Genomic DNA, 12416 nt, shown 5'->3' on the forward strand with positions numbered 1-12416 from the left:
TTACTTTATTTTATAAGTATTTGTATGTGTAATTTCTATTAAGTTGTTTTCAAGCATGTCTCTTAATATTGATGAGATAAGATGTTCTTTTATTTTAGTAATCTCTATGATTTCTCTTGATGATAAAGGTTTTTCTTCTAAAACCGAAATTATTTTTTCAATATCTGTATTTAGCACTATAGCTGGTGCTTTCGTATTCTTTTTTATGCATACTGAGCAAATCCCACAATCTTTAGCATTTTCTTCACCAAAATAGGAGAGAAGCTGTGTACTTTTACATATGGAATTATTATTTGCATAGTCAATAACAGCATTAACTTGCAATTCTTTTAACTCATTTTGCTGTTCTATAATTTTTGCTATTCTATTTATAGTTTTATCGTCTTCTCTGGGTTCTAAAAAAGTAACTTCAGCATCTGTTTTGTTAAGCTTTAGTGAAATAATAGCATCTTTTTCAAGCTGAACTAATGCATTAATTACCTCATCTTCTTTTAAAGATAATTTATTAGCTATCATAAAGGTGTTAATCTTTACATCTTGATCGAAAGCACCACCATAAGTTCTTAAAATGGACTTTACTATCATACTTATACTTTGGTGTTTCTCTAGATAAGTAAATAAGTGATTACTACTTACCAAAAACATAATAATTGAGGTGTTTTGGTATTGTTGTGATAAATGGATAATACTTGTTCTATCTAAAGCTTGTAATGCATTATATGTAGTATGTGTGTTAAATTTATATGTTTTACAAAAAGTATTAAAATTAAAATCATGAGTTGTAAATTCTCCTTCTCCATAAGATATTTGAAAGTAGTTGCATAGCTTTCGGTAGACCAGTTTTATAAAGTCTATACTAGGTAAAATCTTTAGAAATTGATTCTTTACATGTTGTTCGTCGCCTTTATTTTTTAAAATAACCGCAAAAGCTTTTTCGTTATTACGTCCAGCCCTTCCTGCCTCTTGGAAATAGCTTTCTAAACTCTCAGGAAGATTTACATGAATAACCGTTTTTACATCAGCTTTATCAATTCCCATTCCAAAAGCATTGGTAGCTACCATTATTTGCTTTTGATTATTAAACCATTGATTAAAATGAGATTCTTTTTCGTTGTTTGAAAGACCACCATGATAATACGTACTTAAAAACCCCTTACTTTTTAAATAAGTATGAATCTCGTATGTGTGTTTTCTGCTTCTGGCGTAAATAATGGATGATTGAGGATTCTTCTTTAATATTTGCTCAATTTTATAAAGCTTGTCTTCAACCTCAAAAACCATAAAAGCTAAGTGCTCTCTCTTAAAACTTTGTTTGAAAATTTTTGGACTTATAAAATCAAGATTGGTTATAATATCTTCTACTACGTTGGTTTTTGCAGTTGCAGTTAGAGCAACAATATTAACAGTTGGCTGTAATTCTCTAAGTATGGTAATGTTTTTATATGCAGGTCTAAAATCGTTTCCCCATTGACTAATACAATGTGCTTCATCGACAGCGATAAGGCTGACATTCATTTGTCTTATTCTATCTTGAACTATATCTTGTTGTAAGCGCTCAGGAGAAAGGTATAAGAATTTGTAATTACCATAAATGCAATTGTCGAGCATCATATTAAGCTCATCATATTTATACTCGCTTGTTAAAGCCATAGCTTTAATGTCTTTCTCTTTTAAAGCCCTAACTTGGTCTTTCATTAAAGCAATTAATGGTGAAATTACAATACAAATTCCTTCTTTTACTAATGCTGGAATTTGAAAGCAAATAGATTTTCCACCTCCAGTTGGAAGTAAAGCAAATGTATCTTCACCTTCAAGAATAGCATTGATGATATCTTCTTGAAGAGGTCTGAAACTAGTATGGTTCCAATATTTTTCTAGTATTTGAATTGGATGTGCCACTATAAACTCTCCACTATATTTAGTATGAAATCTGCACGTTTTTCAACAGAATCAAAAGGCACATCATGTAAATCGTAACCATATTGAGAATACGTATTTACTAAGTGGTCATGAATTTGTACAGCTTGATCGAAATTTTCATAGCGTTCATTATCACTAACATAAATTTGTTGCCAAGGTGCTAAAATAAATACATGTTCGTAAATATGCTCTTTACAAGCTTCAACAAATCTTTCAGGATATACAGTGCCTAAGTAATCCATATATGCTACTACATCTGGAATTCCTCTATCTAAAAAAGTAAGATCAACATCGCTAGACGTGGCTTCTAGGTACTGTTTTTTTCTGCCTTCTAGTAGCAAATCGCTAAACAAGAGTGGTTTGGTTAAAAATAATTGGTCAATACCTTGCTTTTGTGCATTTAAAGTTACTTGGCGAGAAACTTCTTCTAGGCATACAAAATCTCTACGTAATAATTCATTAATAATAGAAGTTTTACCAGTACCTGGACCACCAGTTATGACAATTTTTTTTGCACCCAAAGTTTATTGATTTTCTCAGTAAAAATCGTAATTAAATGCAGAAATAAAAAATATTTAAAAGTGTATATTTGTCACGCTATAAAAAAAGGTTATGAGTGCACCAAATGCAGAAGAATTTTACAAGAAATTAAAAACACAACTTTTAGAAACGGCTTCATGGCCATCGGAGTATTTATATAAGTTTATTGTTAAATCAGATACTGACAAAATTGAAAAGATTGAAGCTCTTTTTGATAATACTGGTGCGGTAATTAATACCGTTGAGTCTAAAAACGGAAAGTACACAAGTGTTTCAATAAATGTAGTCATGAAAGATCCAGATGCTGTTATTTCTATGTATATAAAAGTAACAAACAATGTGAAAGATGTTATTTCGTTATAAAGTTGTCTAATTTTTAGATAATTAATATGCCAAAAATCATTTAAAAACAATGGCTATTGTTTATTTTTTTGTACTTTGGCGCAAGTGAAAACTTCATAAGAACTTATTAATTCTACACATACATAATACAATATTTTGATAGATCAATTAGAGTACAATACAGAGCGTGAGCATTTAATTATACCAGAGTATGGACGTCATATGCAAAAAATGATTAATTATGCTAAATCACGAGAAACTAAAGAAGAGCGTAATAAACTAGCTAAAGCCATTATTTCTGTTATGGGAAATTTGCAACCACATTTGCGTGATGTACCAGATTTTCAGCATAAACTTTGGGATCAGCTTTTTATTATGTCTGATTTTGAATTAGACGCAGATTCTCCTTACGAAAAACCTTCGAGAGAGGTGTTGGAAGCGAAACCAGAACCTTTGCCATATCCACAAAATTTCCCAAAATACAGATTTTATGGAAACAATATAAAAACCATGATCGATGTTGCTAATACTTGGGAAGATGGTGAAATGAAAGAAGCTTTGTTATATACAATTGCTAATCACATGAAAAAGTGCTTCTTAAATTGGAATAAAGATACAGTTGAAGATGTTGTTATTTTTGATCACCTTTATGAGTTGTCTGATGGGAAAATTGACTTAAGAAAAAGTGAAGAAGACCTAAGTGATTCAACCAGTTTAATGCGTTCTAAAAAGAAATACACAAGCAATAAAAAGACTACTGGTAAGAAGAATACCAACCGAGGTCGTAAACGCTATTAATTATTCAATGAGTATATTTAAGATTGAAGGTGGCCACCAATTAAAAGGTGAAATTCAACCACAGGGAGCAAAAAATGAAGCACTTCAAATTTTATGTGCAGTTCTTCTAACTCCAGAAAAAATTACTATACATAATATCCCAGATATTGTTGATGTTAATAAACTTATTAAACTTTTAGAAAAATTAGGAGTTACAGTTAATAAGTTAGCTCATGGTTCTTATAGTTTTCAGGCAGACAATGTTAATTTACCTTATTTAGAATCTGAACAATTTAAAATTGATGGTCGTGGTTTACGTGGCTCAATTATGATTGTTGGACCATTGTTAGCGCGTTTTGGCAAAGGGTTTATTCCTAAGCCTGGAGGCGACAAAATAGGACGTCGTAGATTGGATACACATTTTCAAGGGTTTATTAATCTTGGAGCATCCTTTAGATATAATCGTGAGGAACATTTCTATGGTGTAGAAGCAAAAAGATTAAAAGGAACATATATGCTTCTTGACGAGGCTTCTGTTACAGGAACTGCAAATATTGTGATGGCTGCTGTTTTAGCAGAAGGGACTACAACTATTTACAATGCAGCTTGCGAACCTTATTTACAACAACTTTGTAAAATGTTAAATAGAATGGGAGCTAATATTTCTGGTATTGGTTCTAATATGCTCATTATTGAAGGTGTAGATAGTTTAGGAGGAACAGAACACACGATGCTTCCAGATATGGTTGAAATTGGAAGTTGGATAGGTTTGGCTGCAATGACTAAAAGTGAACTTACCATTAAAAATGTAAGTTGGGATAATCTTGGATTAATCCCTACAGTATTTAGAAAATTAGGAATAACTGTTGAGCGCCAAGGCGACGATATTCATATTCCTGCTCATGAAGATGGTTACGAAATACAAAGCTATATTGATGGTTCTATTTTAACCGTTAGTGATGCACCATGGCCTGGATTTACTCCAGATTTATTGAGCATTGTTTTAGTAGTAGCAACTCAGGCTCGAGGTACAGTATTAGTACATCAAAAAATGTTTGAAAGTCGCTTGTTTTTTGTAGATAAGTTAATTGATATGGGTGCAAAAATTATATTATGCGATCCTCATAGAGCTAACGTAATTGGTCATGACTTTAAGTCAAGCTTAAAAGCTACCACAATGACGTCTCCGGATATTAGAGCTGGTATTTCGTTGTTAATTGCTGCCTTGTCTGCAAAAGGAACATCAACAATACATAACATTGAACAAATAGATCGTGGTTACGAACGTATAGACGAACGTTTACGTGCTATTGGTGCTAAGATTGAAAGAGTAAGTTGAAAATGCTATAGACGCAGAACTAGTAAGTTATATAATAAATAAAGCTCCTAATTTTAGGAGCTTTATTTATTATGTAAGATGATATATTACATATCATAGAAGAATTGTTCGCTTACAATTTTTCCATCTTTTACTTCAAAAACACATACTTCTTCCATTTGAGTTCGTCCTTTTTCTTTAAATGTAACATCAAAACCCATTTTTGAAGTAAAATGATTTCCAGCTACTACAGGATCACTTATTTCACCTTTGTGAAACACTTCCACATTATTTAGCCAAATTTTATTTTTATTTAATACATTGGTTTTTCCGCTAACTATAGCCTCAGGAAAACCAGGCATTTCTTTACTTGTAACATTATCTGCATACAATTGCTCAACGCATTCTAAATTTTCACCATTTCTGCACATTTCTGCCCATTTGTTTGCTACTTCTTGTGTATTCATTATAATGATAGTTTTATGTTAGACCTAAATTTAGCAAAATTGCACCATAATTCTATTATAAAAATATTAGAATTTATTTAATGCCTCTTTGTAAGTTTTTAAACAGCGCTCTCTAGCAAATTTATGGTCTACAATTGGTGGAGAATAAGTTAACTCTTGATATTCTGGCACCCATTTTTTGATGTATTTATGATCTTTATCAAATTTTTCAATTTGGGTAGTTGGATTAAAAATGCGAAAATAAGGCGCAGCGTCAACACCACAACCAGCAACCCATTGCCAATTACCAACATTACTGGCTAATTCATAATCGTGTAGTTTTTCAGCAAAATAGGCTTCACCTAAGCGCCAATCAATCAATAAATGCTTGCATAAAAAACTACCAACCAACATGCGTACACGATTGTGCATAAATCCTGTTTCGTTGAGCTCACGCATTCCTGCATCAACTAACGGATAACCTGTTTTACCTTCACACCAAGCTTTAAATTCTTCTTTATTATTTCTCCATTGTATAGCATCGTATTGTGGTTTAAAGCTTTTTGTAATGGTATGCGGAAAATGCCACAGAATTTGCATAAAAAACTCACGCCAAATAAGTTCTTTCAAAAAAGTATTATTATGACTCTTTAAAGCTTTTTGAACCATTTTTCTAACACTAACGGTTCCAAAGCGCAAATGTGGACCTAATTTTGACGTACCTTCTTTTGCTGGAAAGTTTCTTGTGGCTTCGTATTGATTAATAATTGCTTCGGAAACATGATAAGGCTCAATGGTTTGTTTTGATGCTTTAAAGCCTATAGCATCTAATGATAAAAATGGGAGATTTGTACCATTTACTAGATTTGATAAAAGTTCATCGGAATTAAAATTTTTAATCGGATGGCTTTTAAGATTCTCTATCCATTTTTTTGAATATGGTGTGTATACCTTGTATGGTGTGCCATCATCTTTAACAACTTCATTGGTTTCAAAAATGACTTGGTCTTTAAAGTTTTTAAAATCAATATTTTTTGTATCTAAAAACGCTTTCACATCATTATCACGCTTTATAGCATAGGGTTCATAATCGTGATTTGTAAATACTGTGTCAATAGCATAATTGTCGACTAGCTTTTTAAAAACCTCTATAGGTCTATTGTGAAATGTTGCTAAAGAACTTTTAAACTTTTCTTTTAATGTGTTATTAATATCACTTAACGTTTTGTGTATAAAAGTGACTCGTGTATCATTTTTAGGAAGTGATTCTAGAATATCTTTATCAAAGATGAATATTGGTAAAACATTGTGTTTAGTATTTAATGCATGGAAAAGTGCAACATTATCTTCTAAACGCAAATCGCGTCTAAACCAGAATATATTTATAGTTTCTTTCATTTATATGTACCAAAAAGTGCTTCTAGTTTTTTGGTCCGATATGTAAAAATTTCTTCCAGTTTTGGCTTCACTAATAGTGGTTGCACTAATTGTCCAAGCCAACCAAAAGGTACTTTGTAATCTATAATATCTTCCATTTCAATACCACCTTCAATTTCTTTAATAAAATGCTTATGATGCCATAATGCATATGGCCCAAAGCGTTGTTCGTCTACAAAGTATTGTTTATCTTTTACATGTGTAATTTCGGTGACCCATTTTGTTTTAATTCCTAAAACTGGCGTAACAATGTATTGTATAATTTGTCCTGGATACATTGGTCTATCTGCTCCTGATAGGATATCAAAACTCATATAATCTGGAGTGATAATTTTTAAATTAGCTGGACTTGATAGAAATTCCCAAGCTTGATCAACCGTAATTGGTAAATTTTGCTTTTTATGTAGCGTGTATATTTTCATTTAATTACGAATAACAATGTATAAGTTGAGTGATACCGCAATGCATAGCCAAATAATATAGGGTAGTAATAAATATCTTATGTTTTGCATCACATCTGTTTTAAATGTTAGGAAGTAATACAAAATCACAATTAATAAAAGTACTATCACTATTAAACCGATAAAAGTTAAGTGTTGATTAAAAAACAGATAATTCCAACTTACGTTTAGAAGGACTTGCAAACCATATAATAACCATAAGAAGCTAGAATTTTGCCATTTAAAAAGATATGCTAAATAGATAGAAAAGCAAATCATTATTGCTGTCCAAGCAACGCCAAAAACCCAACCTGGAGGTGTCCAAGGCGCTTGGTTTAAATTGAAGTACCATTGAGATGTTGGGCCATTATTCATTAGTAGATTACCAATGTATAAACCACCAAAGTTTATAACAAGAAACAGGATTAGTTGAAAAACCTTCATTTCAATTAGCTTTGTTTGAGAGTTTCAATTTGGTCTAAAACTTTTTGAGCTTCAGCATATTTTTCATCACTTTTACTACGATCAATTGATGATAGTTGATGCCATTCACCCATTAGTTTTTCATAATGCTTTTGCAAAACGTCAAGTTTTGATTTCGATTTAAATAGTCCAAACATGATTATAGGTGTTTAATGATTTTTTTACTAATCGGGCTAGTTGTTGAATAAAAATAATCAACGAGATCACCTTTAGGGTTGATAAGATATTTTTGAAAGTTCCATTTTACAGAGGATTTTTTAAAACCATTAAAATCTTTATCTGTAAGCCATTTATAAAGTGCATGTTGTTCACTTCCTTTAACATTTACCTTTTCGGTTATAAGAAATTCCACGCCATAATTCACTTCACAAAACTCTTGAATTTCAAAAGAGTCCCCTGGTTCTTGGCTTCCAAATTGATTGCAAGGAACACCTATCACTACTAGTGAATCATCAAATTTTTCATGTAATTTTTGTAGGTCTTTATACTGAGGTGTAAAGCCACATTTTGATGCAACGTTGACAAATAATATGTATTTGCCTTTAAATTCAGATAAATTAATAGGCTTGCCTTGTAGGCTATTTATCCTAATATCATAAATAGAAGATTTTGACATTTTTTTATCGGAATTAAAAGTAAAAAGGCTTCATTTTAGTAAGCCTCTGTTAAAGGTCTTCCTTTAAGTCGCTTTTCTATTTTTTGTTTTATAACAGTTAGACGCTTCATAATATCCATAATTTTAGCATCTTTCTTTTCTTTATAAATCTCATTTAAACCTAATATAAGTGATTTTGCTTCTCTAGTAATTCTTACTCTATCACTTATAGACAAGCTACTTCTTTTTTGCTTTTCGAATTCTAAAGCTTTATTTATGATGTCCATGTGTATTAATTTAATCGTTATATAATTTACTGTAATCAATTTTTGATAACACAAAGATACAAAATGTTTAATAAAAAATAAATAATATTAAACAAAAATTAACATTTGTGCTTTGTACAGAGCTATTATTTAATTTTAATTATTAGCTAACTTTTTTATCATACCATTAAAGATAAACCCATGAAAAGGCAATACACTATACCAATAAAGTCTTCCAGCTAAACCTCTGGGTCTAAATGTGGCAGTTTGCTTCAATATATTATCTTCAATTTTAAATTCTAGCCATGCCTCACCAGGAAGTTTCATTTCTGCATAAAGGAGTAGCTTTTGTTTTGACTTATCGGCAAAAATCACCCTCCAAAAATCGAGCGCGTCCCCAGCATTGAGTTCAGTTGTGTTTGTACGTCCACGGCGCAAACCAATACCTCCAAACAGTTTATCAATATAGCCTCTTATTCGCCAAAGAAAGTTACCATAGTACCAACCTGTTTTTCCACCAATACTCCATATTTTATCAATGGTTTGATCAGCATCGTTAACATGTCGTTGTTTATAGTCTATAAAACAACCAAACTTTGGCACATTGATATATTTATGTAAATTATTTCTTAATCGTCCACTACTAACCATAGAGTCCTTCCAGCTAGAAACAATACTATTTTGTTCAATTTTTTCGAAAGCTAATGCGACTGCTTCTTTATAGGACTTTGGTTGGACATTTAGTAGTTGGTTAATAGCACTTGGTTTTCCAATAATTTGAACTCCCATACTATCTACCAAAGTTGTGGCGAGTTTGTAAGATGTTGAAGTTACAAAGTATAGCCAATACGAAGATAATTTAGGTGTCATTATTGGAACTGTTAGGATATATCTTTTCAATCCTCTTACTTGTGCAAATTGTAAGAGCATTTGCTTGTAAGTTAAAATTTCAGGACCGAAAACGTCAAATGATTTATTATATAGGTCTTGGCGACCAACACTGCGATGTAAAAACGTCAAGACATCTCTAACAGCAAGTGGCTGCGTTTTTGTGTTTAACCACTTTGGTGCAATCATAAATGGCAGTTTTTCAACCAAATCTCTTATTATTTCAAACGAAGAACTTCCAGAACCCACAATAATTCCAGCCTTAAAAATGGTTAGCCCATAGGTGTTAGACTTTAGCATGTCTTCAACATTTTTGCGTGACCGTAAGTGTTTTGATAAGTGATCTTCGTTGGTAATACCACTTAAATAGATAACTTGTTTTACATTAGTTTTTTTAAGTTGATTTTTAAAATTGATGGCACATCGTTCTTCAAGAGATTCGAAATCTTTTGAAGAATTTGACATAGAGTGAATTAAGTAGAAGGCTGCATCAATATCTTCAGGAATGTTATTAAGTGTTTCTGGTTTTAAAAAATCAGCTTCAACAACATCAATTAAGTCATCTTCAGCATAACTTTTATCTGTACGTAACTTATCTCTTACCGCGCAAACAACATGATGACCATCATTAGCTAATAATGGTATTAAGCGTTTGCCAATATATCCTGTTGCACCTGTTACAAGAATTTTCATAAATAATGTTTATTAATAAAACTGTTTTTTATTCTTTGACACTCTAATCGTTTTTTTGTAAATTATTTTTTAAAAATACAAATTGTTTAGTTAATAACTAAAAAAAATAAACAAAAGTGCTTTATTCAATGTTACGTTTTTGTAAAGAATGCTATCAAAGGTCTATTAAGATTATTATATAAGTTGTTTAATATTTACTTTTGCTTTAAATATTATATGTAATGGCAGTATCAGGTAAAAAGCTTAGTTTTTTAGATTCTTATCTTACTTTATGGATATTCATTGCTATGGGTTTAGGTGTTGCTTTAGGATATTTTTTCCCACCTATTACGTCATACATAGATTCTTATAGTAGTGGCACAACCAATATTCCAATAGCGATTGGTTTAATATTGATGATGTATCCACCTTTGGCAAAAGTAAATTATAGCTTATTACCTAAAGTTTTTAAGAATGTTAAGGTATTGTCTATTTCATTGTTTTTAAATTGGATAGTAGGTCCAATTTTAATGTTTGCGCTTGCATTAATATTTCTACAAGATCACCCAGAATATATGGTAGGATTGATTTTAATTGGTTTAGCTCGCTGTATTGCGATGGTCTTAGTGTGGAATGATTTAGCAGAAGGTAGCAGCGAATATGGCGCTGGTTTGGTGGCATTAAATAGTGTATTTCAGGTGTTTGCATATAGTTTTTATGCATGGATTTTTATTACCAAACTTCCACCTCTTTTTGGTTTTGAAGGTGCTATTGTAGATATTTCCATTGTGACAATAGCTGAAAGCGTCGCAATTTATTTGGGCATTCCTTTTTTAGCAGGCATATTAAGTAGACTTATATTAGTAAAAGCAAAAGGCGAGGAGTGGTACACCAAAAAATTCATCCCAACAATTTCACCAATTACTTTAATAGCATTGTTATTCACAATAGTAGTGATGTTTTCGCTAAAAGGAGAATTGATTGTTGAGATTCCCATGGATGTTGTAACTATAGCAATTCCTTTGCTTATTTATTTTGCAATCATGTTTCTTATTGGCTTCTTTGTGTCTAAAGCCATGGGAGCGTCTTACGACAAAAATGCTGCTATTTCGTTTACAGCAGCTGGAAACAATTTCGAGCTAGCTATTGCGGTATCTATTGCAGTATTCGGATTAAATTCTGGGCAAGCATTCACTGGCGTTATTGGGCCTTTGGTTGAAGTTCCTGCTTTAATTTTATTAGTTAGAGTTGCATTTTGGCTTAGAAAGAAATATTACCTAAAAGCATAGTAATACAAAATATAATTGGAGTCATTATTTTCTTAGTTTGATTTTGTAAATTTGTGTAATTAAAAAAATAAACATTAAATCTTAATACACATGAAAAAATTACTTTTAATAATGCTTGCGTTTACATTGTCTTACGCAATAAATGCACAATTGCAAACCCCTGCGCCAAGTCCTGCGTCTAAAGTAGAGCAAAAGGTTGGGTTAACAGACATTACTATTGACTATTCTAGACCAGGAGTAAAGGGTAGAAAAATATTTGGTGGATTAGAACAATATGGAAAAGTATGGAGAACAGGAGCTAATGCAAGAACTAAAATTACTTTTAGTGACGATATTACTTTTGCAGGTCAAGATGTAAAAGCAGGAACATATGCTATTTTCACTATACCAGGAGAAAAGAATTGGGACGTGTATTTATACACAGAACATCAAGGAAATGGAGCACCTCAAACTTTGGATGAATCTAAAATTGCTGCAAAAGCAACAGTTGAAGCTATGCCAATTCCTTTTGTTGTAGAAACATTTACTATTGATATCAATAATATTAGAAATGCTAGTGCTAATTTAGATATCATATGGGAACAAACGTATATCACTGTGCCTTTTACTGTACCAACTGATGCTAAAGTATCGGCTGCTATTGATAAAATGTTGGGTGGCCCTAGTGCAAACGATTATTATGCTGCTGCAGGTTATTATTTAAGCGCAGGTAAAGATCCAGCTACTGCAAAAAAATGGATAGATAAGGCTATGAGCAAGATTGAAAACCCTGCATTTTGGCAACTGCGTCAACAGTCCCTTATTTATGCTGCCGCAGGTGATAAAAAAGGTGCTGTAGAACTAGCTAAAAAATCTTTAGCTGCTTCTGAAAAAGCTGGAAATGCACAGTATGTTAAAATGAACAAAGCGTCTCTTGCTGAGTGGATGAATTAATGATTTATATTATATAGAATAAAAAAAGCGAGCTATATGCTCGCTTTTTTTTATAACTATATTTGAGAGT

Annotated in this window: 15 protein-coding genes; 5 read left to right on the forward strand and 10 right to left on the reverse strand. The window is 31.7% G+C overall.

All coding sequences use genetic code 11. The features are described from left to right. A complete protein-coding gene (locus ABGB03_RS05280) occupies positions 1-1899 on the reverse strand; it encodes a RecQ family ATP-dependent DNA helicase (RefSeq protein ID WP_347925450.1) in 1899 nt (632 codons plus the stop codon). After that, a complete protein-coding gene (locus tag ABGB03_RS05285; RefSeq protein ID WP_347925452.1) occupies positions 1899-2441 on the reverse strand; it encodes an ATP-binding protein in 543 nt (180 codons plus the stop codon). Before ABGB03_RS05285 ends, ABGB03_RS05280 begins: the two co-directional genes overlap by 1 nt. A 91-nt stretch (positions 2442-2532) precedes the next feature. Here ABGB03_RS05285 and ABGB03_RS05290 point away from each other — a divergent pair, with 91 nt between their 5' ends. From ABGB03_RS05290 to murA, 3 genes are all read left to right on the forward strand, one after another. Continuing rightward, positions 2533-2823 (forward strand): DUF493 family protein, encoded by a 291-nt coding sequence (locus tag ABGB03_RS05290; protein WP_347925454.1) that lies wholly within the window; start codon positions 2533-2535, stop codon positions 2821-2823. 135 nt (positions 2824-2958) lie between these two features. Then, positions 2959-3600 carry a DUF4290 domain-containing protein gene (locus ABGB03_RS05295; protein WP_347925456.1) on the forward strand — a complete coding sequence of 214 codons (642 nt, stop codon included), beginning with the start codon at positions 2959-2961 and terminating at the stop codon, positions 3598-3600. A gap of 7 nt (positions 3601-3607) precedes the next feature. Further along, on the forward strand, positions 3608-4918 hold the full coding sequence (murA, locus tag ABGB03_RS05300; RefSeq protein ID WP_347925458.1) for a UDP-N-acetylglucosamine 1-carboxyvinyltransferase: 1311 nt from the start codon (positions 3608-3610) through the stop codon (positions 4916-4918). 86 nt (positions 4919-5004) lie between these two features. Here murA and ABGB03_RS05305 read toward each other — a convergent pair whose 3' ends face one another. The 8 genes from ABGB03_RS05305 to ABGB03_RS05340 all read right to left on the reverse strand — a co-directional run bounded on the left by ABGB03_RS05305 (position 5005) and on the right by ABGB03_RS05340 (position 10145). Next, positions 5005-5364, reverse strand: coding sequence for a nuclear transport factor 2 family protein (locus ABGB03_RS05305; protein WP_347925459.1), 360 nt, complete (start codon positions 5362-5364; stop codon positions 5005-5007). Between the two features lie 66 nt (positions 5365-5430). Further along, positions 5431-6741 carry a deoxyribodipyrimidine photo-lyase gene (locus tag ABGB03_RS05310; RefSeq protein ID WP_347925461.1) on the reverse strand — a complete coding sequence of 437 codons (1311 nt, stop codon included), beginning with the start codon at positions 6739-6741 and terminating at the stop codon, positions 5431-5433. After that, positions 6738-7202, reverse strand: coding sequence for an SRPBCC family protein (locus ABGB03_RS05315; protein WP_347925462.1), 465 nt, complete (start codon positions 7200-7202; stop codon positions 6738-6740). Before ABGB03_RS05315 ends, ABGB03_RS05310 begins: the two co-directional genes overlap by 4 nt. After that, complete coding sequence (locus ABGB03_RS05320; protein ID WP_347925463.1) at positions 7203-7664, reverse strand: TspO/MBR family protein; 462 nt, start codon at positions 7662-7664, stop codon at positions 7203-7205. 5 nt (positions 7665-7669) lie between these two features. Further along, positions 7670-7840, reverse strand: a complete 171-nt coding sequence (locus tag ABGB03_RS05325; protein WP_347925464.1) for a Lacal_2735 family protein — start codon at positions 7838-7840, stop codon at positions 7670-7672. A 2-nt stretch (positions 7841-7842) separates the two neighbouring features. Further along, on the reverse strand, positions 7843-8319 hold the full coding sequence (locus ABGB03_RS05330; RefSeq protein ID WP_347925465.1) for a glutathione peroxidase: 477 nt from the start codon (positions 8317-8319) through the stop codon (positions 7843-7845). Positions 8320-8354: 35 nt separating this feature from the next. Further along, a complete protein-coding gene (locus ABGB03_RS05335) occupies positions 8355-8585 on the reverse strand; it encodes a hypothetical protein (RefSeq protein ID WP_347925467.1) in 231 nt (76 codons plus the stop codon). Between the two features lie 135 nt (positions 8586-8720). Next, positions 8721-10145, reverse strand: coding sequence for an SDR family oxidoreductase (locus ABGB03_RS05340; protein WP_347925468.1), 1425 nt, complete (start codon positions 10143-10145; stop codon positions 8721-8723). Between the two features lie 221 nt (positions 10146-10366). Here ABGB03_RS05340 and arsB point away from each other — a divergent pair, with 221 nt between their 5' ends. Together arsB and ABGB03_RS05350 are read left to right on the forward strand one after the other, a co-directional pair. Next, complete coding sequence (gene arsB, locus ABGB03_RS05345; protein ID WP_347925470.1) at positions 10367-11413, forward strand: ACR3 family arsenite efflux transporter; 1047 nt, start codon at positions 10367-10369, stop codon at positions 11411-11413. A 90-nt stretch (positions 11414-11503) separates the two neighbouring features. Then, on the forward strand, positions 11504-12346 hold the full coding sequence (locus ABGB03_RS05350; protein WP_347925472.1) for a DUF2911 domain-containing protein: 843 nt from the start codon (positions 11504-11506) through the stop codon (positions 12344-12346). The last annotated feature ends 70 nt before the right edge of the window (positions 12347-12416 follow it).

The sequence above is a fragment of the Pontimicrobium sp. SW4 genome, from assembly GCF_039954625.1.
In the GTDB taxonomy this organism is placed as follows: domain Bacteria; phylum Bacteroidota; class Bacteroidia; order Flavobacteriales; family Flavobacteriaceae; genus Pontimicrobium.

What these genes read in the sequence shown, in the direction of transcription:
- ABGB03_RS05290 (WP_347925454.1), top strand. Translation starts at nt 2,533, where the DNA reads ATGAGTGCACCAAATGCAGAAGAATTTTACAAGAAATTAAAAACACAA.
- murA (WP_347925458.1), top strand. Translation starts at nt 3,608, where the DNA reads ATGAGTATATTTAAGATTGAAGGTGGCCACCAATTAAAAGGTGAAATT.
- ABGB03_RS05305 (WP_347925459.1), bottom strand. Translation starts at nt 5,364, where the DNA reads ATGAATACACAAGAAGTAGCAAACAAATGGGCAGAAATGTGCAGAAAT.
- ABGB03_RS05310 (WP_347925461.1), bottom strand. Translation starts at nt 6,741, where the DNA reads ATGAAAGAAACTATAAATATATTCTGGTTTAGACGCGATTTGCGTTTA.
- ABGB03_RS05315 (WP_347925462.1), bottom strand. Translation starts at nt 7,202, where the DNA reads ATGAAAATATACACGCTACATAAAAAGCAAAATTTACCAATTACGGTT.
- ABGB03_RS05320 (WP_347925463.1), bottom strand. Translation starts at nt 7,664, where the DNA reads ATGAAGGTTTTTCAACTAATCCTGTTTCTTGTTATAAACTTTGGTGGT.
- ABGB03_RS05325 (WP_347925464.1), bottom strand. Translation starts at nt 7,840, where the DNA reads ATGTTTGGACTATTTAAATCGAAATCAAAACTTGACGTTTTGCAAAAG.
- ABGB03_RS05330 (WP_347925465.1), bottom strand. Translation starts at nt 8,319, where the DNA reads ATGTCAAAATCTTCTATTTATGATATTAGGATAAATAGCCTACAAGGC.
- ABGB03_RS05335 (WP_347925467.1), bottom strand. Translation starts at nt 8,585, where the DNA reads ATGGACATCATAAATAAAGCTTTAGAATTCGAAAAGCAAAAAAGAAGT.
- ABGB03_RS05340 (WP_347925468.1), bottom strand. Translation starts at nt 10,145, where the DNA reads ATGAAAATTCTTGTAACAGGTGCAACAGGATATATTGGCAAACGCTTA.
- arsB (WP_347925470.1), top strand. Translation starts at nt 10,367, where the DNA reads ATGGCAGTATCAGGTAAAAAGCTTAGTTTTTTAGATTCTTATCTTACT.
- ABGB03_RS05350 (WP_347925472.1), top strand. Translation starts at nt 11,504, where the DNA reads ATGAAAAAATTACTTTTAATAATGCTTGCGTTTACATTGTCTTACGCA.